The sequence below is a fragment of the Streptomyces sp. NPDC046716 genome (genome assembly GCF_040645755.1).
In the GTDB taxonomy this organism is placed as follows: domain Bacteria; phylum Actinomycetota; class Actinomycetes; order Streptomycetales; family Streptomycetaceae; genus Streptomyces.
On record NZ_JBEYYU010000004.1, the window covers coordinates 59,642 to 82,579 of the forward strand.

The following is a 22,938-nucleotide window of genomic DNA, read 5'->3' on the forward strand; positions in this document are numbered from 1 at the left end:
GCCCGCCGAACCCCGAGCGGGCACGCTGCTGCACAATCGGCTGATGGCCGTCTCCGTACCCGACCTCGTGGCCCAGCCCGCCCTCCGGCTCACCGCGCTGACCAGCCACTGCGCCGACACCGAGCGGCGGATCCGCTGGGTCTCCACCACGGAGCTGCCGGACCCGCTGCCCTTCCTGCGCGGTGGTGAGCTGGTGATGACCACCGGACTGCTCGACCGGGACGAGGACGAGTGGACCGGGCTGCTCGAGCGGCTCGCCGAGCTGCCCGTCGCCGCGCTGTGCGTCGGGACGGGACTCGTCCACGAGTCGGTCCCCGCCGTCGTCGTCGAGACCGCCGAGCGGGTCGGGCTCGCGCTGCTGCGGTCACCGGTCGAGGTGCCGTTCGCGCAGATCAGCCACTGGGTGGCCGAGCAGACGTTTGCCGAGCAGTACGACGCCGTGCGCGCCGCCGCCGCGGTGCAGGACGAGCTGATGCGGGAGCTGCTCTCCGGACACGGGCTGCGCGGGCTGCTCCGCCAGCTGTACCGGCAGCTGGGCGCGGGCCCGGTCGCCGTGGTGGAGCCGGGCGGGAGGGTCCTCGCCCGCCACCCCGCCTCCTCCGCCTGGCCGGACGGCGACGCGGCGGGCGAGAGCCACGGCGCCTCCGTGCCGATCGAGGTCGACGGCGTACCGGTCGCCCGCCTCTGCACCCGCCGGGCCACCCCGCGCGGCGACGTGCTGTCGTTCGCGACGAGCATCCTCGGCCTGGAGGTGGCCCGGCACCAGGCCGTGCTGACCGGCCGCCGGGAACTGCTCGGCCAGCTCCTCGAGGACGTCCTGCACCGCACGATCCCGGACGCCGACGCCCGCCGCCGGCTCGCCGCCCACCACCTGCCCGTCGACGGCCCGCACACGGTCGTGGTCGCCCGTGTCGACGGGGACCCCGCCCAGCTGCGCAGCCTGCCCTGGACCCTCGGCCCGCTCCTCGAACGCGAGGGCGACCGGCTGCCCACCGCCCTCATCGACGACACGGTGACCGTCGTCGTACCGGACGGCGTCGACGCCGAGGCCGCCGCCCGCACCGTCGCCGGCCATCTGACCCTGCTCGACCCGCAGGTCCGCGTCGGCCTCGGCGCACCCCGGCGCGGGGTGACCGGGCTGCGACTCGGCTACTTCGAGGCCCGCCAGGCCGCACGGACCGGACCCGGCGTGCACCGGGCCGCACCGCTCAGCCTCGCCGGCCTGCTGCTGGGCAACCTGGACCTGCCACTGCGCGAACTCGGCACCGGGGTACTCGCCCCGCTGCTGCGCCACGACGAGGCCCAGCACGCCGACCTCCTCACCACCCTGCGGACCTACCTCGCCCACGACTGCGCCTCCGCCGCCACCGCCGCGGCGCTCACGCTGCACCGCAACAGCCTGCGCTACCGGCTCCAGCTGATCGAACAGCTCACCGGCCGCGACCTCGACCGGCTGACCGACCGGCTCGAACTGTGGCTGGCCCTGACCGCCCTCGACGCGGATCCGGCGGCGGGCTGACCCGGGCTCAGCGCAGCAGCTTGCGCGACACCACGATCCGCTGGATCTGGTTCGTGCCCTCGTAGATCTGCGTGATCTTCGCGTCGCGCATCATCCGCTCGGCCGGGAAGTCCTTCGTGTAGCCGTAGCCGCCGAGCAACTGCACCGCGTCGGTCGTGACCGACATGGCGGTGTCGGAGGCCAGACACTTGGCGGCCGCGCCGAAGTACGTCAGGTCGTCGGCGTTCACGCTGCTGCGCGCGGCGGCCGCGTAGACCATCTGCCGGGCCGACTCCACCTTCATCGCCATGTCGGCGAGCATGAACCGCACCCCCTGGAAGTCCGCGATCGCCTGCCCGAACTGGCGGCGCTCGCGCACATAGCCGGTCGCCAGATCGAGGGCGCCCTGCGCGATGCCCAGCGCCTGCGCGCCCACCGAGACCCGGGTGTGGTCCAGCGTGCCCAGCGCGAGGCGCAGCCCCTTGCCGCGCTCGCCGAGCAGCCGGTCGCCGGGGATCCGGCAGCCGTCGAAGTAGACCTCGCGGGTGACCGAGCCCTTCAGCCCCATCTTCCGCTCCGGCTCGCCGTACGAGATCCCGGCGTCGTCCGCGTGCACGACGAACGCCGAGATGCCGCGCGAGCCCGCCTCCGGGTCGGTGACCGCGAACACGATCAGATACTTGGCGACGCCCGCCGAGGTGATCCACGTCTTCACCCCGTCCAGCACCCAGCCGTCCCCGTCGGCGGCGGCCCGGCAGCGCATCGCGCCGACGTCGCTGCCCGCCTCCCGCTCACTGATCGCGTAGGCCATCAACGCCCCGCCCGAGGCGACCTCGGGCAGATAGCGGCCGCGCTGCTCCGGCGTACCGGCCAGCAACAGCGGTGTGACACCGAGCTTGTTGGACGTCTGGATCGTCGACGAGGACGCGCAGGCCCGCGCCACCTCCTCCACCGCGATGGCCGCTGCGATCGCGTCCATCCCGTCGCCCCCGAACTCCTCCGGCACACCCGGCGCGTGCAGGCCCGCGGCGACCATCCGCCGGTAGTTGTCGTGCGGGAACTCGGCCCGCTCATCGGTCTCCGCCGCCCGGGGAGCCAGCTCCTTCTCGGCGAAGGCGCGGGCCGCGGCGCGGAACTCGTCGTACATCGGGGGCAGCAGAAACGGCGTCATGCCGTGCTCCTTCGGGGTGCGTCCATCAAGGCCGGTCCATTGCCGCGCACCGCCCCGCCCCGCGCCAAGGTGCGCGCGCACGAGGATCGGCCCGTGCTTCGTGCACGCGCACATCGACGCCCCGGACCGCGTCCGCATACGTTCCGGTTGCCGCGGGCCGTCCACCCCCGCGGCCTCACGAACGGAAAGGCGCGACACGATGACTGTCTTCCAGGGCCTGCGGGTGCTCGACCTCAGCCGGGTGCTGGCCGGCCCGTACTGCACCTCCCTGCTGGCCGACCTCGGCGCCGACGTCGTCAAGGTCGAACCGCCCACCGGGGACGACGCCCGGCACCTCGGCCCCTTCCGGGACGGCGAGAGCGTGTACTTCGCCCAGCTCAACCGGGGCAAGCGCAGCATCGTGCTCGACCTGAAGAACCCCGACGGCCACGCGCTGCTGCTGCGCCTGGCCGAGCGCGCCGACGTCCTCGTCGAGAACTACCGCCCCGGCGTCGCCGAACGCCTCGGCATCGACCACGCCGCGCTCTCCACGGTCAACCCGCGCCTGGTCTACGCGAGCATCTCCGGGTTCGGACAGAGCGGGCCGATGCGCAATCACCCCGCCTACGACCTGATCGTGCAGGCCATGTCGGGCCTGATGGCCGGCACCGGCACCCCCGACGGGCCGCCGACCAGGGTGGGCGAGTCCGTCGGCGACCTGATCGCCGGGCTCTTCGCCTCCTGGGCCGTCGGCGCCGCCCTGTTCGACCGGGAGCGCACCGGCCGCGGCCGGCACGTCGACGTCGCCATGCTCGACTCGCTCGTCTCGTTGCAGGTGACGGCGATGAGCCTGCTCACGGCGACCGGCGACCTGCCCGGACGGGTCGGCAACCGGCATCCGGTCTCCACCCCCTTCGACACCTACCGCACCGCCGACGGAATCCTCGCCGTCGCCGTCGCATCCGACGGTGTCTTCGCCCGGTTCGCGCGGCTCGTGGGCCGCCCCGACCTGCCCGCGGACCCGCGCTTCCACGACGACACCGTCCGGACCCGCAACAGGGACGAGGTGCGCCGGATCACCGAGGAGTGGTCCGGCGGGCTGAGCACCGAGGAAGCGCTGAAGCTGGCCCGGGCGGAGGGCGTGCCGGCCGCCCCGATCCAGGACCTCGCCCAGGCCCTCGACAGCGAGCAGATCCGACAGCGCGGTCTGGTCGGAGAGTTCGACCACCCCGTCCTCGGCCGCACCCCCTATCTCCGCCAGCCCGCCCACTTCGGCCCGCACGGGCGGGAGACGGCCCCGGCCCCGACGGCACCGAGCCCCGCCCTCGGCGCGCACACCGACCAGGTCACGGCCGAATGGCTCGGCGCGAACGGTGCCTGAACGCCGTTGACTGCGGCAGAAAAGCCGTGGAACGGTGAAACCGCGTTCTCCCTCCTGCCTGTCCCAGGCCCGCGCGAACACGGGCCGTCAAGAGAACTGGAAGCGGATCACCGTGACGCTCGGAAACCCTCACTCTCCCCAGACCGACGACCGCAGCCTCACCCCGGCACGCATCGAGATGTTCGAGAAGGAGTTCGCCGCCCGGCCGGCGAACCGGCTGATGCAGAACGCCGTGACCCAGACGCCGGTGGACGACATCGCCCTGGACCGGCGGATCGTGACCGCCGCCGACCACTCGGTCTCCCACCACCTGGACGACTGGAAGGTCACCAACCAGAAGAAGAGCGGCCGCTGCTGGATGTTCGCCGGCCTCAACCTGCTGCGGGTCGGCGCCGCGCGTGAACTCGGCGTGAAGGACTTCGAGTTCTCCCAGAACTACGTGCTCTGGTGGGACAAGTTCGAGCGGGCGAACTACTTCCTGGAGTCCGTCATCGACACCTCCGGCGCCGACGTCGACGACCGGACGGTGGCGCATCTGCTCGGCGACCCCATCAGCGACGGCGGACAGTGGAACATGTTCGTGGCGCTGGTCGCCAAGCACGGACTCGTACCGAAGACGGCCATGCCGGAGACCGAGAGCTCGTCCGCCACCGGGCCGATGAACCGGGCGCTGAAGAGCCTGCTGCGGCGCGGCGCCCGGGACCTGCGCCGGCTGGCCGCCGACGGGACCGAGGCGCAGCGCGAGCACAAGGCCGACGTGCTCGCCGCCGTGCACCGCGTGCTCAGCATCCACCTCGGCACGCCCCCGCGGCGGTTCCTGTGGCAGTGGCGGGACAAGGACCAGGAGTTCCACCGCGAGGGCTGGCTGACCCCGGCCGAGTTCGCCGCCGCGTACGTCCGGATACCCCTCGACGAGTACGTGTGCCTCGTCCACGACCCGCGGGAGTCGAGCCCGGCCGGCAGGACCTTCACCGTCGAGCACCTGGGGAACGTCGTCGAGGCCCCGCCCGTGGTCTATCTGAACGTGGAGATGGACCTCCTCAAGCGGCTCACCATGGACGCCGTCGTCGGCGGCGAGCCGGTCTGGTTCGGTTGCGACGTCGGCCGGATGATGCGCGCCGACCTCGGTCTCTGGGACGCGAACCTGTACGACTACGAGGCCGTCTACGACGCGCCGTTCGCGATGGACAAGGCGGAGCGGCTGCTCCACCACGAGACGCAGATGACGCACGCCATGCTGTTCACCGGCGTGGACGTGGTGGACGACGAACCGCGCCGCTGGCGGGTCGAGAACAGCTGGGGCGGCGAGAAGGCCGACAAGGGCTTCTGGACGATGAACGACTCCTGGTTCGGCGAGCACGTCTTCGAGGTCGCGGTGCGCCGCTCCGCGCTGCCGCCGGAGCTCGCCGAGGCCCTCGCCGAGCCGCCGATCGTCCTCCCGGCCTGGGACCCGATGGGCGCGCTCGCGCGCTGACGCCGGATCAGAAGGGATCAGAAGGGATCAGAAGGGATAGGCCGCCGGTGCCGACCGGGCCGTGATCCAGCGGGTCTCCGTGAACGCCTCGATGTTGGCGGCGCCGCCGAACCGCGCCCCGGTCCCGGACGCGGCGACGCCGCCGAACGGCGCCACCGCCTCGTCGTTGACCGTCTGGTCGTTGATGTGGACCAGCCCCGTCGGGATCCGCTCGGCGAGGTCGAGGCCGCGCATCACGTCCCGGGTGAGAATGCCCAGGGAAAGGCCGTACGAGGATGCCGTGGCCAGCGCCACGGCCTCGTCCTCGTCCGCGTAGACCCGCACCGGGGCCACCGGCCCGAAGACCTCCTCCGCGTACGCGGGCGAGGCGTCGGTGACGCCGGTGAGGACGGTCGGCCGGTAGAACAGCTCCTCGTAGGTGCCGCCGGCCGCGAGGCGCGCGCCGCCGTCGACGCTGGCCGTGACCAGCGCGTGGATCTTGTCGCGCTGTCCGGCGTCGATGACGGGACCGAGCGCGACCTGCTCCTTGTGCGGGTCGCCGACCGGCAGGTGGGCGGCCTTCTCCGCCAGCCGCTCGACGTACTCGTCGGCGACGTCGGAGTGCACGAGGTGCCGCCCCGTGGTCATGCAGACCTGGCCCTGGTGGAAGAAGGAGCCCCAGGCGGCCGTCGACGCGGCGCGCTCCAGATCGGCGTCGGGCAGCACGATCAGCGCGGAGTTGCCGCCGAGTTCGAGGTGGGCCCGCTTGAGGTGGCGGGCGGCCGCCGCGCCCACCGCGCGGCCAGCGGCGGTCGAGCCGGTGAACGAGACGACCCGCACCTGTGGCGCCTCCACGAGCGCGGCACCGGTGTCGGCGCCGCCCGGCAGCAGATGCAGCACGTCCTCGGGCAGCCCGGCCTCCTCGAAGACCCGCACGATCGCCACACCGCCGGACACCGCCGTCCGCAGATCGGGCTTGAGGAGCACGGCGTTGCCCAGGGCGAGGGCGGGCGCGACCGACCGGATGCCGAGGACCAGCGGCACGTTGAACGGCGCGATCACCCCGACCACCCCGGCGGGCACCCGGCGCGCGAAGCTCAGCCGCGGCTCGGCCGAGGGCAGCACCTCGCCGAGCGGCCGGGACGCGAGCGCCGCCGCCTCGTAGCACTCCTGGGCCGCGGTCGTCGTCTCGAAGGCGGCCTTGCCGGGGATCGAACCGGCCTCCCGGACCAGCCAGCCCTGTATCTCCTCGGCGTACCGGGTGAACAGGTCACCGGCCCGGCGCAGCACGGCGGCGCGCTCGGTGTACGGGGTGCGGGCCCAGGCGAGCTGGGCGCGTGCCGCGCGCTCGGCCGCGACCGCGACGTCCTCGGCGGTGGTGACGCCGATCCTGTCCAGCACCTCGCCGGTGGCGGGCTCGACGACGTCGGCCGTGCCGCCCGTCGGAGTGGACCAGCCGCCGACGGCGGCCTTGCCGGACCAGAGTGCGGGGGCGAGCAGAGTCATGAGTGCCTCCAAAGGGGCCGATGACGGATGCGGGGCCGCGTGGGGAGCGACAGGGCGGGGCCGCCGCCCTGCTCGCGAACGTAACTCATCGACCGGTGGGGCCGGGGGTGCGGGCGCGATGAGCGTTACAGCGCGTTGGACGCCGGGCTGCGCGCGGGCAGCCGGTCGTGCAGGACCGCGAGGACGGTGCAGCTGACGGGCAGGACCAGAGCCGCGGCGCACAGGATGCCGACGATGACGGGGGCGAGGAGGCCCGCGTAGTAGCCGGCGAAGAAGTTGCCCGTGGCCCCTTCGACCAGCCCCCGCACGGCGGGCCGCAGCGGCAGGGCGACCTGCACCACCAGGCGCAGCACGGCGGCGACGACGACGGCGAGCGGCACCGCGAGGGCGAGCACCCGCACGCTTCCGGCGAGCGTCGTCGTCTGCCGCCACGACCGGCGCAGCGCCGCCCGCGCGCCGAGCCCGTCGGCCACGGCCGCCGGGGCGAGGGCCAGCGCGAGCCGCAGGACGGCGGCCACCACCAGGGCCGCCAATGGGAGGTTCGACACGAAGGCGTACGCCCACGAGTCGCGCTCCAGGGGCAGCGGGGTGTCGAGCTGGGAGCCGGTGAGCCGGTGCGCCACTTCGTAGGCGACCAGGGGCAGCGTCCACACGATGAACCCGCGCAGCAGATACACGGTCAGCATCGGCCGCAGCCGGGGCCGCTCCGGGCGGCGCTCGTCCGTCCCCGCCGCGACGGCGCGCGAGCACACCCACTGCAGGGTCGCGCTGCCGGTCCCGAGCAGGAGCAGGAACAGCGGGAGCGTCCAGAGGGCGACGAGCACCAGGTCGCTGTGGTCGTGCAGATACGGATCCTCGTTGTAGTGGTAGTACAGGACCCTGTTGCGCATGGTGGTGAACAGCTGCCAGGAGAGCGCGAAGACCGCGGCCGTCAGCAGCAGCCAGACAAGGCCGGACAGGCCGACGACCCGTACCGTCGCGCCCGCCAGCTGCGCCCGGTGCCGCCGCAGGACGCCGAACGCCGTTGGGACGATGCCGCGGCGCGGGCCGTCGCCCGTCGGGGGCACGGGGCGGTCGTCCTGGGCGGTGCGCGACATCAAGCGGTCTTCTCCTGCGTCCTGAGGGGCTGTTGTCACTGGTGAGGACGCTGGGGCGAGCGGCCGCGGTTCTGCGCCGCGGCCTTTGTCCGGACTCCTCCGGTTCGCCGGCGGGCGGGTCAGAAGGGCTCGTCGTCGGCGAGTTCCACGACCGTGCGCCTCCCGGTCGACTGGGCCGTCACGCCCGCCTCGCAGGCGGCGGCCGCCGCGTAGCCGTCCCAGGAGGACGGGCCGACGACGCGGCCCGCCAGCGTCGCGTCCACCCAGGCCTGCACCTCGCGGTCGTAGGCGGCCCGGAAACGGGTGAGGTAGTCCTGGTCGATGGCGCCGCCCCAGCGGCCCGCCGTCTGGACGACCATGGCGTGACCGTCGCCGATCCGTGCCGTGCCGTGCTCGCAGACCACCTCGCACTGGACCTGGTCGCCGAAGCCCGCGTTGCGGTACAGCTCCACGTCGGCGACCACCCCGCCCGTCGTCTCCAGGATCACCAGTTGCGGGTCGGGGACGCCGTTCATCGACGAGGGCAGGGGAGCGGGCTTGACGACCTGGACCGCGGCGATCTCGTGCCCGGTGAGCCAGCGGGTGATGTCCATCTCGTGCACCGCCGAGTCGGTGATCATCATCTTCTCGGTGAAGTGGCCGGGCGTGGCGGTGTTGCGGTGCCGCTGATGCAGCATCAGCGGGCGGCCGAGCCCACCGGCGTCGAGCGCCGCCTTCAACTGTCCGTACTCCGCGTCGAACCGGCGCATGAAGCCGACCTGGATCAGGCGGTGCCCGAGGCGCCGCTCCGCCTCGACGATCCGGTGCGCACTCGCCGCGTCCGGCGTCAGCGGCTTCTCGCACAGCACCGGAAGGCCGAGGGCGAGCGCCCGCACGAGCGCCTCCTCGTGCGCGGGTCCGGAGGAGGCGATGAGCACCGCGTCCACACCGGGCGCCGCCAGCGCGGCGGCCGCGTCGGCGTGCGCGGTGCAGCCGTCGAGGTCGGCGGCCACCTTCCGCGCGCGCTCCACCTCGATGTCGGCGACGGCCGCGACGCGCGCGCCGCTGATCGCCGTGTCGATCCGGCGGACGTGATCGGCACCCATCTTCCCGGTCCCGACGACGGCTACTCCCAGGGGCACGTGGTGTCTCCTTCGGTCACGGCCCCGGACGGTTTCGCCGGCGCCCTCGTGTCCCGCTGTTCCTACCCGAAGGACGGGGAGCGGGGCGAGGGCGCGTCCGCACCCGGTTCAGCGCGTCGCGTCCCGGGACCGCAGCAGTGGCTTGACCACCTTGCCGCCCGCGTTCCTGGGCAGTTCGCCGAGGACGACCAGGTCCTTGGGCCGCTTGAAGGAGGCGAGCCGTCCGTCGAGGAAGTCCGTCAGGGCGGCCAGCGACAGTTCGGCCCCGGGGGCCACGGTGACGTAGGCGACCGGCACCTGGCCCCAGCGTGCGTCGGGCCGGCCGATGACCGCGACCTCGCGCACGGAGGGATGCGCGGCGACGGCGTTCTCCAGCTCGGCGCAGTAGATGTTCTCGCCGCCGCTGATGATCATGTCCTTCTTGCGGTCGACCACCCGGACGAAGCCCTCGTCGTCCTGGGTGACGAGGTCCCCCGAGTGGAACCAGCCGCCGTCGAACGCCTCGGCCGTCTCCTGCGGCCTGTTCCAGTAGCCCCGGGACACGGAGGGCCCCCGGTAGACGATCTCGCCGATCTCCCCGGCCGGTACGTCGTTCATGTCGGGGTCGACGATGCGGTACTGGATGCTCGGGATCGGCCGGCCGACCGAGCCCAGCTTGCGCAGCGAGTCCTCGCCGCGCAGCACACACGTGATGGGGGAGGTCTCGGTCTGGCCGAACACGGCGACGTTGAGCGCGCCGGGGAACTTCTCCGCCATCGCGCGCAGCGTCGCGTCGCTCGCCGGGGCGGCACCCCAGCTGATGATCCGCAGCTTCAGGTCCCGCTTGTCGATGTCGGGCTGGGCGCAGAGCAGGTCCCACTGCTGCGGAACGTTGAACACGACCGTGGCGCCCTCGCGTTCATAGGCGTCCAGCACCTCCTGCGGGTCGAAGGCCCCCAGCGGATGGATCACGACCGTGCTGCCCACCACGAAGTTCGCCACCATCGAGCCCAGACCGGCGATGTGGAAGAAGGGGGCGGTCAGGAAGCCGACGTCGGAGTCGTCGAAGATCTCCATCGCGCGGATGCAGGTGAGCGCCTGCACCTGCATGTTGCGGTGGGAGAGCAGCACGCCCTTCGGGCGGCCCGTGGTGCCCGAGGTGTACATGATCAGCGCGGTCGAGTCCTCGCTGATGTCGGGCAGTTCCATCGGCTCGTGGGCCGCGAGGAGGTCCTCGTACGCGAGCCGGCCCCGGGCGAGGGCGTCGTCCGGCGCGTCACCGATGACGACGACCGTGCCGATCGACGCGGCGTTCGGCGCTGCCTCGAGCAGCGGCAGCAGCCGCGCGTCGACGACGGCCGCCGCGGGCGTGCAGTCGTCGAGGATGTCGTCCAGTTCCGGCGGCGCGAGCCGGAAGCTGAGCGGAACGGCCATGGCGCCGAGGCTGTTCGCCGCGAACACGCTCTCCACGAACCACGGATGGTTCAGCGTGAGCAGCACCACGCGGTCGCCCTCGGTGATCCCCCGGTCGGCGAGCGCGGCGGCGAGCCGCAGCGAGCGCCCGGAGAGCTGGGCCCAGGTCGTGGTCCGGCCGAGATGGCGCAGCGCGGGCTTGTCGGGGCGCATCATCGCGTGGGTGGCCGCCTGGGACATCCAATGGTGCCGGAAGGACCAGGCGGGAGCCGTGGCGGTCGTCATGGGGCGACTCCTCGGGGGTCGTGGCGATCGGTGGCCGCTGCCGCATTGTGCCCGTCAACACCGCTCGCGGAGAAGGCTCGTGAAGCATTTTGTTAATGGAGAATCACATCGCTCCGGGTGCGGCCCCGGGTGTGGTTGACTGAGCTTCATGCCCTCGTACCCGCAGTCGCCCGGCCGGTCATGACCGTCGCGTCGACCTCGGCCACCCGGCCCCGCAACCGCAGGCAGCTCATCGTCGAGGCGGCCGGCCGGCTCTTCAGCGAGCGCGGTTTCCACGCGGCGTCCATGGAGGAGATCGCCACCCGCGTCGGCATCACCGCCGCCGCCCTGTACCGGCACTTCCCGAACAAGTACGCGCTGTTCGCCGAGTGCGCGCACGCCATGGCGGACCGGCTCGTCGCCGCGCTCGACGCACTGCCCCCGCAGGCGGACCCGGCGGAGGTGTTCACCGCCCTGGTCCGGGTCACCGTCGCCCATCGCGCCTCGGGCGGGGTGTACCGCTGGGAGGCCAGGTACCTCAACCGCGAGGACCGCAGGCGCCTGCGCGCCAAGTTCGGGTACGTCGTCGGACGGGTCTCCGAGGCGGTGCGGCGCGAACGCCCGCTGCCGGACGAGCAGTTGCGGGTGGTGGCGGCGCTCGGCGCCATCGGCTCCCTCACCATGCACCACACCTCCATCGCTCAGCGCCGGGTCGAGGAACTGCTGGTGGACTGCGCCCTGCGCGTGGTCGGGACCGACCCCGCGGGAGGCGCCGGGAGCGGCGCCTCCGTCGAACTACCCGCCCTGCCGGTGCCGCGCTCACGGCGCGGGGAGATCCTCGCGGCGGCCGTCCCGCTGTTCGCCCGCGACGGGTTCGCCGCCGTCACGAACGGCCAGATCGCCCGCGCGGTCGGCCTCGCCCCGTCCGCGCTCTACCGCCACTACCCGGGCAAGGTCGACATCCTCGCCGCCGCGTGCCTCCAGGCGGCCGGACTCCTCGCGCAGGCCGTGGACCGGAGCCTGCACGAGGTGGCCGGGCCGCGCGAGGCCATCGGCGCGCTCGCGGCGACGTACGTGGCCTACAGCTTCGAGCACACCGCGCTCACCAGCGTCGCCGAAGCGGAGTTCGCCGGTCTCCCGGCCGACCTCCAGCGTCCCCTGGTGCAGGCCCAGCGCGAGCACATCGCCGTGTGGGAGCAGCAGTTGAGGCTGGCCCGCCCGGAGCTCGACCCGCGCCAGGCCCGGGTGCTGGTGCACGCCGGGTTCGGCGTGGTGGTCGAGGCCGGACGCAGCCTGCGCTGGCGCGACGGCCCCGACCGCCGCGCCGCCGTGACGGCCCTCGTCGTCGGAGCGCTGGGACTCTGAGGCCGGGCCGGGAGCGTGCCCGGCCCGGCGGGTTCAGGACGGCCGGTTGCCCGTCGGGATCACGATGGGCGTGGTCGTGCCCGAGGTCCCGTTGTTCAGGAACGCCATGGCCAGCGCGCGCACGAACTGGTCGAACACGTAGAACGCGGCGGGCGCCACGGGCGAAAGACCCTCGCGGAACAGGATGAAGGCCGGCCACACGGTGCGGATCAGCGCGGCCGAGGCGTAGTCGCGCTTCAGCCCCAGCCAGTCACCGATCTCGTCGCTGAGGACGTAGCGCACGAACTCGTTGAGGAAACCGCGGGTGACGCCCAGGTCGACCTGGGCGGTCAACCCGAGCAGGTCCTCGGCCAGTTCGATGCCCTCGGTCGTCGGGGACAGGATCGGGGTCAGCACCTGACCCGACTGCGCCTCCGCGTCGGCCCACGTCTTCGGGATGTACTGGTCCTGCACGCCGAGCAGGTGCAGCGCGACCTGCCAGCTGTGCAGGAAGGCCTCCTGGTCCGCCGCGGAGAACGGCACCTTCCAGTCGAGCAGCTTCCGGCGCACGTACGTGCCGAGGCTGTGGAAGGTGACCAGGATGTCCGCGTTGCTGATCGGGATCTTCTGGTCCGCGACCGCGCTCCAGTGCGGTGACTGCGGCAGCAGATGCCGCACCCCGGCGTGCACCAGACGTGTCTTGTTCGCCGTGACGATGAACTGCCCCGTCGGCTCGTACCCCTTGAGCTGCGCCAGGTCGTAGCCGAACGTGAAGGTCTTGGCCGCGCGGTCCTTCATGTTCGCGCCGCCCGCCGACCAGTAGACGCTCTTGGCCTCACGCGGGATCACCGTGCTCATGATGCCGCTGCCCAGGCCGTACAGCACGAAGAGGTACGTGTCCTTGCGGCGGTTGAAGTCGGCGGCGCGGGCCAGCTTCGCGGGATCCGCCCAGGACGGCAGCTTGTTGACCCGCTGGAGGTAGGCGGTGAGGTCGGCGGGCAGGCCGCCGGGCAGCGGGTCGTTGTTGTTCACCCATGACGCCATCGCGCTGTTGACCGCCGGGACCCCGCCGTCGTCGATGAGGGAGGCCAACAGCCGGTCCACCTCGTCGTCCCACACGTACTCGGGATCGGTGCCCGTACCGCTGCCGGCGACCGAACCCGCAGGGGACCACGCCCAGGCGCCGGTGGTGCCCGTCGCGCTCACGAGGCCCAGAGCGGCCCCGAGCGACAGGACTCTTCTGCGGCTGAGATTGCTCATTCACTTGCTCGCTTTCCTGGTAGGGCGTACGGCTCATCTCGCCGTGAAATGCTCGGAGTTGGCGCTGACGGCCAGTCTCAGGAGCTTGTTCCAGGATGTGATTTTTGATTAACATAGCGAGGCGCGCCGACGTCGACAAGGGCAGCGGCGCGAGCGATGTCAGGGGGCCGTCGCCGGCTCGGACCACGACCGAGGAGCGCGCATGACCACGGAGCAGGACGAGATCCCGGTGCCCGACGGCCTGCCGCCCGACCGCCCGGTCCCGGGGACCGCCCGGCCGGCGTGGGTGACGGACGAGCTGATCGCGCGCTGGTGCGGTTGGGTGAGCAGGGACGCGGCGGGCGGCGGGGGCGCGGAGCCGGTGACCGCCCTCGCGCCGTTCGACCTGACGCCGATCGCGGCCGTCCCCGCGTGCGGCCCGCAGGACGTCGAGGCGGCGGTGGTCGAGGCCCGGGCCGCCCGACCGGGCTGGGCGCAGTCGGCACCGGGCCGCCGCGGCGACGTCGTCCTCGCCTTCCACGACCTGCTGGTGAGCCGCCAGGAGCAGGTGCTCGACCTGATCCAGTGGGAGACCGGCAAGGCGCGCTACCACGCCTGGATGGAGGTGGCGCAGGTCGCGGCGATCGCCCGGCACTACGCGCGGCGCGCCCGGCACTACCTGGCCCCGCGCCGGGTGCGCGGCATGGTGCCCGGCCTGACGAAGGTCAGGGAGGTCCGCGTGCCGAAGGGCGTCGTCGGCATCGTCTCCCCGTGGAACTACCCGCTCTACCTCGGCGTCGGCGATGTGCTGCCCGCCCTCCTCGCCGGGAACGCCGTGGTCTCCAAGGCCGACGAGCAGACCGCGCTGACCCTGCTGTGGACCCGCGACCTGATGGCGGAGGCCGGACTGCCCGCCGGGCTGTGGCAGATCGTCGCCGGGCCCGGGGCCGCGGTGGGCACCGCGCTCACCGACGCCGTGGACTTCGTCTGCTTCACCGGCTCGACCGCCACCGGCCGCACGGTCGCCGAGCGGGCCGCGCGCCGACTGGTCGGGGCCTCGCTCGAACTCGGCGGCAAGAACCCGCTGATCGTCCGCGCGGACGCCGACCTCCCCGCCGCCGCGGCCGGCACGGTGGCGGCGGCCTTCGCCAACACCGGGCAGATGTGCATCCACATCGAGCGCGTCTACGTGCACGAGAGCGTCCACGACGCCTTCCGCGCCGAACTCCTGCGAGCGACAGAGGAGTTGCGACTCGGCGCGGACTACGACTACACGGCGGACCTCGGATCACTGGCATCGGCGGCCCGGCTCGAAGCCGTCGCCGCCCAGGTCGACGAGGCCGTGGCGAAGGGCGCGACGGTACTCACGGGCGGCCGGGCCCGCCCCGACATCGGCCCGCTCTTCTACGAACCGACCGTCCTCGAAGGCGTCACCCACGACATGTCCGTGTGCGGGCAGGAGACCTTCGGCCCGGTGGTCTCCCTCTACGCCGTCGGCTCGGACGACGAGGCCGTGGGCCTCGCCAACCAGGGCAGCTACGGACTCTCGGCGTCGATCTGGTCCAAGGACACCCGCGAAGCCGCCCGGCTGGCGGCGCGGATCCGCGCCGGGTCGGTCAACATCAACGACGGCGCCGCCGCCGCGGCCGGCAGCATCGAGGCCGGCATGGGCGGCATGGGCGACAGCGGACTCGGCCGCCGCCACGGAGCCGAGGGCATCCGCAAGTACACCGAGACCCAGACGATCGCCACCCAGCGGCTCCTGCCGCTCGGACCACCGAAACCGGGGGAGGACGCCGTGCGCACCTTCGTCCGCCGCACCAACGCACAACTGGCCCTGCTGCGCCGGCTCGGTGTGCGATGAGCGGCGACACGCGCGGCGTACGCGCACGCTGGCAGGCCCTGCGCGCGGCGGCCGGACCGCACGACCCGGCCGAACTCGACGCCCTCTGGGCCGACCTGGAGACCGTCGACGCGTCGTCGATTCTCGGCTCCTGGCACGGTTTCGCCTTCCTGACCGGCCATCCCATCGAGAAGGTGCTCGCCGCGAGCCGATGGCACGGCAAGCGGTTCGACGCGCCCGACGACGCCGCACCCCTGATCTGCCGCGCCGAGGACGGTGGCCTCTACTCCGACACCAAGGCGGGCCGCGGCGGAGCCAGCCTGTGGAACGTCGAGTTCCGCGGTGAGGTGACCGCCACCATGGTCTACGACGGCATGCCCGTGCTCGACCACTTCAAGCGCGTGGACGACACCACCCTGATGGGCATCATGAACGGCAAACCCGACGTCGTGCTCGCGCAGGGCCGCCACTTCTACTTCGGCCTGGAGCGCGAGTGAGAACCTCGGTGCTGCTGTCGCGCGGCCCGGGACCGGGCGAGATCGTCGAGGCCGAACTCGACGACCCGCGCCCGGGCGAGGTCGTCGTCAGGATCGAGGCGGTCGGCGTCTGCCCCACCGACCTGGTCACCCGCAAGGCGCTCGGCGACCGGCCCGCGGTGCTCGGCCACGAGGGATGCGGCATCGTCGAGCGGCTGGGCGCGGACGTCGACACGCTCGGCGTGGGGGACCGCGTGGTCATCTCCTTCGCGTCCTGCGGCCGGTGCGGACAGTGCCGCGCCGGCCGGCCCGCCTACTGCGACCACACGGCCGCGCTCAACGGCTCGGGGCGCCGGGCCGACGGATCGCCGACGATCCGCGTCGACGGCACACCGGTGTTCGGCTCCTACTTCGGACAGTCCTCGTTCGCGGCGGCCGCGCTCGCCGACGCCCGCTCGTGCGTTCCGGTCGGCGACATCGCCCCGGAGACCGCCGCCCCGCTCGGGTGCGGCTTCCTGACCGGGGCGGGCGCGGTGCTCAACGTCCTGCGGCCGCGCCCCGGCGACCGGCTCCTCGTGGTCGGCGCCGGCGCGGTCGGCACGGCCGCCGTACTGACCGCGCTGTCCGACCGCGTCGAGGTCGTCGTGGCGGAGCCCGTCGCCGCGCGCCGTGCCCGCGCCGTCCGCCACGGGGCGACGGCCGCCGCATCCCTGGACGAGCCGATCGGGACGGTGACCCACGCGCTCGACACCACGGGCCGCCCCGAGGCGATCGCCGGCGCCCTCGCCCTGCTGCGGCCGCGCGGCACGCTGGCCCTGGTCGGCCTCGGGCCCGCCACGGCCGGGATCGACGTGCGGGCCCTGACGCTGCGCGGGCTGCGACTGCGCGGCTGCGTCGAGGGCGACGCCCGGCCGGCACTGCTCGTGCCCGAACTGATCCGGCGCCACGCACAGGGCCGTCTGCCTCTGGACGACCTCGTGACCACCTACCCCCTGGACGCCTTCGACCAGGCGGTGACCGACCAGCGGGCCGGGCACACGCTGAAGCCCGTGCTCCTCCCGCCCGTACGACCCCACTCCGGATCGGAGACCTGATGGCCAGCCCTGTGATCGGAGAGCGGTCGCTCTACGAGGAGGACCACGAACTGCTGCGGGAGACGGTCCGCGCGTTCGTCGACAAACATGCCGCTCCGCACGCCGAGCGGTGGCGGGAGGCGGGCAGGGTCGACCGGGACCTCTTCGAGGAGGCCGCCCGCGCCGGACTCCTCGGCTTCAACATCCCCGAGGAGTACGGCGGCGGCGGGATCACCGACTTCCGCTTCAACGCGGTGATCGGCGAGGAGTTCTCCCGCCACCCCGCCTCGGACGGCCTCGCCGCGGTGGGGCTCTCCAACGACATCGTCGTGCCCTACTTCACCGACCTCACCGACGACGCGCAGAAGGCCCGCTGGCTGCCGGGCATCGCGGCCGGCCGGCTCGTCGTCGCGGTCGCGATGACGGAACCCGGCACCGGCAGCGACCTGGCGGGCATCGCCACCACCGCCGTCCGCGACGGCGACGACTACGTCGTCAACGGCAGCAAGGTCTTCATCTCCAACGGCCAGAACGCCGACCTGGTGGTGACGGCCGTCCGCACCGGACCCGACCGCCACGGCGGCCTCAGCCTGCTCGTCGTCGAGGCGGACAGGCCCGGCTTCTCCCGCGGCCGGAACCTGAGGAAGGTCGGCCTGCACGCCCAGGACACCAGTGAGCTGTTCTTCCAGGACGTCCGCGTCCCGGCCGGGAATCTGCTCGGCGCCGAGGGCTCCGGCTTCAAGAACCTGATGCGCAACCTCCCCCAGGAGCGGATCTCGATCGCGGCCAACGCCATGGCGTCCATCGAGGGCGTCCTGGAGCGGACCGTCGCGTATGTGCGGGAGCGCAAGGCGTTCGGCCGGAGCGTCGGATCCTTCCAGAACACCCGCTTCCAGCTGGCCGACATGGTCACCACCGCCCGGGTGGGCCGCACCTACATCGACGACCTGCTCGCCCGGCACTCCCGCGGCGCCCTGAGCGCCGTCGACGCCGCCGCCGCGAAGTTCTGGGCAACGGAGCACTACGTCGACATCGTCGGACGCTGCCTCCAACTGCACGGCGCCTACGGCTACATGCTCGAGTACCCCATCGCGCACGACTACCTCGACTCGCGCATCACCACCATCTACGGCGGCACCACGGAGATCATGAAGGAGATCGTCGCCCGCGACCTCGACCTGTAGACCGGACGCCCCCGCTTCAGGCCGGCCGGCAGACCGAACGCTGCCGGCCGAGCCCGGCGATCTCCATCTCCATCACGTCGCCGTCGCCCAGGTAGGGGAAGCGGCCCGACAGGGCCACGCCCTGCGGTGTGCCGGTGTTGACGACGTCGCCCGGCTCCAGGACCAGGTACTGCGAGAGGTGATGCACGATCTCGCCGACGGAGAAGATCATGTCGGCGGTCACCGAGTCCTGCCGCGGTTCCCCGTTGACCCACGACCGCAGCCGAAGCCCCTGCGGGTCGCCGGCCTCGTCCGCCGTCACCAGGACCGGACCGAGCGGGTTGAACGTGGCGCAGCTCTTGCCCTTGGACCACTGGCCGCCCGACACCTCCAGCTGGAAGGCCCGCTCGGAGACGTCGTTGCTGACCGCGTACCCGGCGACGTGCGCGAGCGCCTCGTCGGGCGAGTCGAGATAGGCGGCGCGGCGGCCGATGACGACCGCCAGCTCGACCTCCCAGTCGGTCTTCTCCCCGCCGCGCGGGATCAGCACGTCGTCGTACGGACCGACGACCGTGTTCGGCGACTTGTAGAACAGGATCGGCCGCTCGGGCGGCTCCGCGCCCGACTCGGCGGCGTGCGCCGCGTAGTTCTGGCCGATGCACAGCACCGCCGACGGCCGGGCCACGGGCGCGCCCACGCGCTGCCCGGTGACGTCGATCTCGGGCAGCTCGGCCGCCGGCGGCACGAGCCCGGGGCGCTCCGCGAGCGCCGTGAGGAAGGTGCCGTCGATGTCGTCCGTCACCGAGGACAGATCGTGGTGGCGGCCGTCGGGGGCGGCGAGGACGGGCCGTTCGCGGCCCGGCTCACCGACGCGCATGAGACGCATGAGGGGTGGATTCTCCAACTCTTCTTGTGACGTACGGGTGTTACCGGTGATTCAGTGCAGCCGCGCCAGCGCCTCCACGCCGACCGCGGTGAGCGCGGGCAGCCCGTCGAGCAGCCGCACCACCTCGGTCACGGCGCTCGCGCCGAGCCGCTGCCGGCACTCCACGGTGCCCGCGGCGGTGTGCGGGGTGAGCAGGACGTTCGGCAGGGCGCGGAAGGGATGCCCGACCGGCAGCGGCTCCGCGTCGAAGACGTCGACGGCGGCGTCGATCCGGCCGGTGCGCAGTTCGGCGGCGAGCGCGGACTCGTCGACGAGCCAGGAGCGGGCCGTGTTCACCAGACCGGCCCCGTCGGGCAGCAGCGCGAGCCGCTCCGCGTCGAGAAGATGGCGGGTCTCCTCGGTCGCCGGGGCGTGCACGGCGACCACCCTGCTGCTCCTCAGCAGCTCGTCGAGCGGCAGCAGTCGTACGCCGAGCCGGTCCGCCTCCGACGGCGACAGGTACGGGTCGCTGACCGAGACCCGCGCCCCCAGCGCCCGGGCGAGCGGGATGTAGGCCCGGCCCGTGCGGGACGCGCCGATCACCCCGATCGCGCTGCCGTGGATCTCGTGCCGGGGCGGCGCCTGTCCGGCGTCCTCCCACGGTGCGCCGGTGCGCAGCGCGTGGTCGAAGCGGTGCGTGCGGTGCAGCAGGGCGAGCGTGAAGGCGAGGGCGACCTCGGCGACGGGCCGCGCCATCTCGTCCCCGGCCTGTGTGACCCGCACCCCGCGCCGGAACACCTCCTCCGTGACGTACGGGGCGACGGCCGAACCGGTGTGCGCCACCAGCTCCAACTCAGGTGCGCAGTTCAGGAGTTCCGCACCGATCCGGGGGGTGCCCCAGGAGCTGATCAGTGCGCGGGCGCCCGGCAGGGCCGCGGTCAGCGCCGCCCGGTCCTGGTGCCGGTCGAGGACGGTCAGCTCGGCCGCGCCGTCGAGGCGCCGCCAGGTCTCCGCGGTGAAGAACTCCTCCCGCCGCCCCGGCGGCACGCTCACCACGACCTTCGGCCGCTCAGCGGAGCCAGTCATCCAGGTGCTCCTTCACGAAGTCGTCGTCCGTCAGCCACGGGTACGCGGCCGCCACCCGGGTCAGCTCGTCGGCCTGCCCCGGCGACATCGTCTCGGCCGGATCAAGGCACCAGATGCCCGCCAACAGGCCCTGACGGCGCAGGACTTCATGGACACCGGCGATGCAGCCGCGGAACGCGCCGCGCACGTCGAAGACGGCCTGGTTGGCGTCGGTCAGTTCGGGGCGCCGGGTCAGACAGCGCAGCAGCGCCTCGTGGTCACCGGCCCGCGCCGCGCGCACGTCCTCCAGGAGCGTCGCCGCCGACCGGGTCCACACGGCCCACTGCCCGAGCAGCCCGCCCGCGAACCAGCGCCGCCCGCCCGCCGTCTCGTACGGCGTCAGCAGGTCGCCGATGATGTCGTCGTCGTTGCCGGTGTACAGCGCCACCTCGGCCGCGCGGTCGGCGGCGCCCACCGCCCGGATGACGTCGGCGGTCCGGTACCGGTCGAAGGGCGCGATCTTCACGGCCGCCGTGGACGGCAGGTCCGCGAACGCGGACCAGAACGACGGCGACAGGTACCGCCCGCCGACGGCCTCCTGGAGGTAGAAGCCGATGACCGGCAGCACCTCGCCGACCGCCCGTGCCCGGTCGAGGAGGCCCTTCTCGTCGGCGCCCGGCACGGCGGGGCTCAGCAGCACCGCGTCGTAGCCGAGCGACGCCGCGAGTTCGGCCTCGGCGACGGCCTGCGCCGTGTACCCGCAGGCCCCGGCCACCTTCACGAAGGGACGGCCCGCCTCGGCCCGTGCCGTCTCGGCGGCCAGTTCGAGGACCGGCTTCAGCAGACCCACCGAGGGTTCGCGGATCTCGAACTGGGTGGTGTGGACGGCCACCGCGACACCGCCGGCGCCGGACGCCAGGTAGTACCGGGTCAGCGCCCGCTGGCGGCGTTCGTCGAGCCTGCGGTCGGCGTCGAGGGCGAGGGGATGGGCGGGGATGACGGTGCCCTGGGAGAGCACTTCGAGGGCGGTCATGGTGCGGTTCAGAACCTTCCGTCGCGGACCTGGAACTTGGTGGGCTTGCCGGACAGCGGCAGACCCCGGCGCAGCCAGTCGGCCTGCCAGCTCACGAGCGTGCGCAGCGGCACGTCCGGATAGCCGAACAGGGCGTGGCAGCGGCTGGCGTCGGACAGCAGCGCGGTCGGCGCCTCCGTGCCCGCGAAGGACGGCTCCTTCCCGAACTCGGCGCCGAACCAGTGCGCGAGCCTGCGCACCGATGCCGTCTCCGGGCCGGTGAGGTTCACCGTGAAGCCGTCGCCGTCCGTCGCGTGGCGCAGCGACCGCAGCGCGACCTCGTTGGCGTACCCCTGCCAGACCACGTTGGCATGCCCGGTCGTCACGTCGACCGGTTCGCCCGCGCGGACCCGGGAGGCGATGTCGGCGAGGACTCCGTAGCGCAGGTCCACCGCGTAGTTGAGGCGGATCAGGGCGACGGGCGTGCCCCGGGTGAGGGCGGCGTGGCCGAAGATCCGCTCGCGGCCCAGGCACGACATGGCGTACTCGCCGACCGGGGCGACCGGGTCGTCCTCGGTGCAGCCGCCCGAGCCGACCGGCACCAGCGGGTACACGTTGCCGGTGGAGAACGCGGCTATCCGGGCCGTCGGCCAGCGGCGCGCGACGCGGTCCGGCATGGCCGCGTTCACCGCCCAGGCGTGCGAGGGCGCCCCGGCGGAGCCGAACTTGGCGCCCACCATGAACACGATGTTGCCCGCGTCCGGCAGGGCGGCGAGGTCGGCCTCCGGGTCCATCAGGTCGAAGGCGACCGTGCGCACCCCGTCGGCGGCCTCCAGGGCGCGCGCCGCCTCCGGGTCCGACCAGCGCGACACCGCGTGCACGGCGACATCGGTTCGGCCCGCCGCGTCCAGGGCGCGGCGCGCGAGCCGGCACAGGCTCGGGCCCATCTTGCCGCCCGCGCCGAGCACCAGCAGATCGCCGTCGAGCCCGGCGAGGTCCGCGACGAGCGCGGGGGAGGGGGTGGCCAGGCGCTCTTCGAGCGCCGCCTCATCTGTGAACATCGTGGAACTCAACCCTTGATCCCGGACGCCGTGACGCCCTCGGTGAAGTAGCGCTGGCCCACCAGATACGCGGCGAAGATGGGCACGAACGCGATGACGGAACCCGACAGGACCACGTTCAGCGGCACGTTCTGCTGCTGGAGCGAGGCGATGCCCACGGTGAGCGTGCGCATGTCGGTGGACTGGCCGATGACGAGCGGCCACAGGAAGTCGTTCCAGTGCCACAGGAAGACGAACACGCCGAGCGTGGCGAGGATCGGCTTCAGGAGCGGCAGCACGATCCGGCGGAACACCTGCCACTCGCTGCACCCGTCGAGCCGCGCCGCCTCGAACAGCTCGTCGGGCAGCCCCTGGATGAACTGCCGCATCAGGAACACCGCCTGGGCGTTCGCGAGGGTCGGCACGATGAGGCCCCAGTACGTGTCGACGCCGCCCAGCTTCGCGATCATCGCGAAGGTCGGGATCATCGTGACGTGGTAGGGGACCATCACCATCGACAGGAACGACCAGAACATCGCCTCGCGACCCGGGAAGCGCTTCTTGGCGAACGCGTACCCCGCGAGCGAGGCGAGCAGCAGCACGCCGACCACGGAGACGACCGAGTAGACCAGTGTGTTGAGCAGCCAGCGCGGCACGTCCTGCGAGCCGAGCACCGAGTCGTACGCCTCGCCGGTCAGCGGCCACGGCAGCAGACTGCCGGGGAACTCGACCGCGGCGGACGGCTTCAGCGACAGGACGACCATCGCGTAGAACGGGAAGATCGTGGCGAGCGCGGCGATCGTGAGCAGCACGCCGCGCACGATCCGGCCGCCGAGGGTGCCGCGCAGCCCGGCCGGCACGAAGTCCCGCTCGGCCTCCCTGCGCAGCCGCCGCGACGGGCGAACGGGCGCCTCCGGCACGGGAGTCGGGGTCTTCTCGACGGGGGGTGCGGTCAT

At 72.9% G+C, this 22,938-nt stretch carries 19 protein-coding genes; 8 read left to right on the plus strand and 11 right to left on the minus strand.

The genetic code is table 11. The annotated features are described in order from the left end of the window. Positions 1–43 precede the first annotated feature (43 nt). A complete protein-coding gene (locus ABZ930_RS04310) occupies positions 44–1,519 on the plus strand; it encodes a PucR family transcriptional regulator ligand-binding domain-containing protein (RefSeq protein WP_361541181.1) in 1,476 nt (491 codons plus the stop codon). Between the two features lie 7 nt (positions 1,520–1,526). Here the strand turns inward: ABZ930_RS04310 and ABZ930_RS04315 are convergent, their stop codons facing one another. After that, a complete protein-coding gene (locus tag ABZ930_RS04315) occupies positions 1,527–2,669 on the minus strand; it encodes an acyl-CoA dehydrogenase family protein (protein ID WP_361541184.1) in 1,143 nt (380 codons plus the stop codon). 199 nt (positions 2,670–2,868) lie between these two features. Here ABZ930_RS04315 and ABZ930_RS04320 point away from each other — a divergent pair, with 199 nt between their 5' ends. Together ABZ930_RS04320 and ABZ930_RS04325 are read left to right on the plus strand one after the other, a co-directional pair. After that, positions 2,869–4,029 (plus strand): CoA transferase, encoded by a 1,161-nt coding sequence (locus ABZ930_RS04320; protein WP_361541187.1) that lies wholly within the window; start codon positions 2,869–2,871, stop codon positions 4,027–4,029. Positions 4,030–4,141: 112 nt separating this feature from the next. Further along, positions 4,142–5,503: a C1 family peptidase gene (locus tag ABZ930_RS04325; RefSeq protein ID WP_361541190.1), complete on the plus strand. Its 1,362-nt coding sequence runs from the start codon at positions 4,142–4,144 to the stop codon at positions 5,501–5,503. A gap of 27 nt (positions 5,504–5,530) precedes the next feature. Here ABZ930_RS04325 and ABZ930_RS04330 read toward each other — a convergent pair whose 3' ends face one another. The 4 genes from ABZ930_RS04330 to ABZ930_RS04345 form a co-directional block, all read right to left on the minus strand. After that, entirely contained in the window at positions 5,531–6,988 is a 1,458-nt protein-coding gene (locus ABZ930_RS04330) for a benzaldehyde dehydrogenase (RefSeq protein WP_361541193.1), read from the minus strand. 125 nt (positions 6,989–7,113) lie between these two features. Next, entirely contained in the window at positions 7,114–8,085 is a 972-nt protein-coding gene (locus tag ABZ930_RS04335) for a hypothetical protein (protein ID WP_361541196.1), read from the minus strand. 119 nt (positions 8,086–8,204) lie between these two features. Next, positions 8,205–9,206, minus strand: a complete 1,002-nt coding sequence (locus tag ABZ930_RS04340) for a Gfo/Idh/MocA family oxidoreductase (protein ID WP_361541199.1) — start codon at positions 9,204–9,206, stop codon at positions 8,205–8,207. Between the two features lie 108 nt (positions 9,207–9,314). Next, a complete protein-coding gene (locus ABZ930_RS04345) occupies positions 9,315–10,883 on the minus strand; it encodes a long-chain-fatty-acid--CoA ligase (RefSeq protein ID WP_361541202.1) in 1,569 nt (522 codons plus the stop codon). Between the two features lie 180 nt (positions 10,884–11,063). On the opposite strand from ABZ930_RS04345, the gene ABZ930_RS04350 reads away from it, so the two are divergent. Continuing rightward, positions 11,064–12,227, plus strand: coding sequence for a TetR/AcrR family transcriptional regulator (locus ABZ930_RS04350; protein WP_361541685.1), 1,164 nt, complete (start codon positions 11,064–11,066; stop codon positions 12,225–12,227). Positions 12,228–12,260: 33 nt separating this feature from the next. Here ABZ930_RS04350 and ABZ930_RS04355 read toward each other — a convergent pair whose 3' ends face one another. Continuing rightward, positions 12,261–13,466 (minus strand): oxygenase MpaB family protein, encoded by a 1,206-nt coding sequence (locus ABZ930_RS04355; RefSeq protein ID WP_361541205.1) that lies wholly within the window; start codon positions 13,464–13,466, stop codon positions 12,261–12,263. 202 nt (positions 13,467–13,668) lie between these two features. On the opposite strand from ABZ930_RS04355, the gene ABZ930_RS04360 reads away from it, so the two are divergent. From ABZ930_RS04360 to ABZ930_RS04375, 4 genes are read left to right on the plus strand one after another with little or no spacing between them, the layout of a single operon-like run. Next, positions 13,669–15,309, plus strand: coding sequence for a succinic semialdehyde dehydrogenase (locus ABZ930_RS04360; RefSeq protein WP_361541208.1), 1,641 nt, complete (start codon positions 13,669–13,671; stop codon positions 15,307–15,309). Beyond that, positions 15,306–15,785, plus strand: a complete 480-nt coding sequence (locus tag ABZ930_RS04365; RefSeq protein ID WP_361541211.1) for a DUF4334 domain-containing protein — start codon at positions 15,306–15,308, stop codon at positions 15,783–15,785. The genes ABZ930_RS04360 and ABZ930_RS04365 overlap by 4 nt, the downstream gene beginning before the upstream one ends. Further along, positions 15,782–16,858, plus strand: coding sequence for an alcohol dehydrogenase catalytic domain-containing protein (locus tag ABZ930_RS04370; protein ID WP_361541214.1), 1,077 nt, complete (start codon positions 15,782–15,784; stop codon positions 16,856–16,858). The genes ABZ930_RS04365 and ABZ930_RS04370 overlap by 4 nt, the downstream gene beginning before the upstream one ends. Further along, positions 16,858–18,021 carry an acyl-CoA dehydrogenase family protein gene (locus ABZ930_RS04375; protein ID WP_361541217.1) on the plus strand — a complete coding sequence of 388 codons (1,164 nt, stop codon included), beginning with the start codon at positions 16,858–16,860 and terminating at the stop codon, positions 18,019–18,021. Before ABZ930_RS04370 ends, ABZ930_RS04375 begins: the two co-directional genes overlap by 1 nt. A gap of 16 nt (positions 18,022–18,037) precedes the next feature. Here ABZ930_RS04375 and ABZ930_RS04380 read toward each other — a convergent pair whose 3' ends face one another. Genes ABZ930_RS04380 through ABZ930_RS04400 form a run of 5 tightly spaced genes read right to left on the minus strand, consistent with a single transcriptional unit; the run spans position 18,038 to position 22,938 of the window. Next, on the minus strand, positions 18,038–18,886 hold the full coding sequence (locus ABZ930_RS04380) for a fumarylacetoacetate hydrolase family protein (protein ID WP_361541220.1): 849 nt from the start codon (positions 18,884–18,886) through the stop codon (positions 18,038–18,040). A 51-nt stretch (positions 18,887–18,937) separates the two neighbouring features. After that, a complete protein-coding gene (locus tag ABZ930_RS04385; RefSeq protein ID WP_361541223.1) occupies positions 18,938–19,951 on the minus strand; it encodes a hydroxyacid dehydrogenase in 1,014 nt (337 codons plus the stop codon). After that, a complete protein-coding gene (locus ABZ930_RS04390) occupies positions 19,935–20,963 on the minus strand; it encodes a dihydrodipicolinate synthase family protein (RefSeq protein ID WP_361541226.1) in 1,029 nt (342 codons plus the stop codon). The genes ABZ930_RS04385 and ABZ930_RS04390 overlap by 17 nt, the downstream gene beginning before the upstream one ends. A gap of 8 nt (positions 20,964–20,971) precedes the next feature. Further along, positions 20,972–22,003 (minus strand): epimerase, encoded by a 1,032-nt coding sequence (locus ABZ930_RS04395; protein WP_361541229.1) that lies wholly within the window; start codon positions 22,001–22,003, stop codon positions 20,972–20,974. An 8-nt stretch (positions 22,004–22,011) separates the two neighbouring features. Further along, positions 22,012–22,938 carry a carbohydrate ABC transporter permease gene (locus tag ABZ930_RS04400; RefSeq protein ID WP_361541232.1) on the minus strand — a complete coding sequence of 309 codons (927 nt, stop codon included), beginning with the start codon at positions 22,936–22,938 and terminating at the stop codon, positions 22,012–22,014.

What these genes read in the sequence shown, in the direction of transcription:
- ABZ930_RS04315 (WP_361541184.1), bottom strand. Translation starts at nt 2,669, where the DNA reads ATGACGCCGTTTCTGCTGCCCCCGATGTACGACGAGTTCCGCGCCGCG.
- ABZ930_RS04375 (WP_361541217.1), top strand. Translation starts at nt 16,858, where the DNA reads ATGGCCAGCCCTGTGATCGGAGAGCGGTCGCTCTACGAGGAGGACCAC.
- ABZ930_RS04310 (WP_361541181.1), top strand. Translation starts at nt 44, where the DNA reads ATGGCCGTCTCCGTACCCGACCTCGTGGCCCAGCCCGCCCTCCGGCTC.
- ABZ930_RS04390 (WP_361541226.1), bottom strand. Translation starts at nt 20,963, where the DNA reads ATGACCGCCCTCGAAGTGCTCTCCCAGGGCACCGTCATCCCCGCCCAT.
- ABZ930_RS04400 (WP_361541232.1), bottom strand. Translation starts at nt 22,938, where the DNA reads ATGACCGCACCCCCCGTCGAGAAGACCCCGACTCCCGTGCCGGAGGCG.
- ABZ930_RS04330 (WP_361541193.1), bottom strand. Translation starts at nt 6,988, where the DNA reads ATGACTCTGCTCGCCCCCGCACTCTGGTCCGGCAAGGCCGCCGTCGGC.
- ABZ930_RS04380 (WP_361541220.1), bottom strand. Translation starts at nt 18,886, where the DNA reads ATGCGTCTCATGCGCGTCGGTGAGCCGGGCCGCGAACGGCCCGTCCTC.
- ABZ930_RS04365 (WP_361541211.1), top strand. Translation starts at nt 15,306, where the DNA reads ATGAGCGGCGACACGCGCGGCGTACGCGCACGCTGGCAGGCCCTGCGC.
- ABZ930_RS04350 (WP_361541685.1), top strand. Translation starts at nt 11,064, where the DNA reads ATGACCGTCGCGTCGACCTCGGCCACCCGGCCCCGCAACCGCAGGCAG.
- ABZ930_RS04320 (WP_361541187.1), top strand. Translation starts at nt 2,869, where the DNA reads ATGACTGTCTTCCAGGGCCTGCGGGTGCTCGACCTCAGCCGGGTGCTG.
- ABZ930_RS04360 (WP_361541208.1), top strand. Translation starts at nt 13,669, where the DNA reads ATGACCACGGAGCAGGACGAGATCCCGGTGCCCGACGGCCTGCCGCCC.
- ABZ930_RS04345 (WP_361541202.1), bottom strand. Translation starts at nt 10,883, where the DNA reads ATGACGACCGCCACGGCTCCCGCCTGGTCCTTCCGGCACCATTGGATG.
- ABZ930_RS04335 (WP_361541196.1), bottom strand. Translation starts at nt 8,085, where the DNA reads ATGTCGCGCACCGCCCAGGACGACCGCCCCGTGCCCCCGACGGGCGAC.
- ABZ930_RS04395 (WP_361541229.1), bottom strand. Translation starts at nt 22,003, where the DNA reads ATGTTCACAGATGAGGCGGCGCTCGAAGAGCGCCTGGCCACCCCCTCC.
- ABZ930_RS04355 (WP_361541205.1), bottom strand. Translation starts at nt 13,466, where the DNA reads ATGAGCAATCTCAGCCGCAGAAGAGTCCTGTCGCTCGGGGCCGCTCTG.
- ABZ930_RS04385 (WP_361541223.1), bottom strand. Translation starts at nt 19,951, where the DNA reads ATGACTGGCTCCGCTGAGCGGCCGAAGGTCGTGGTGAGCGTGCCGCCG.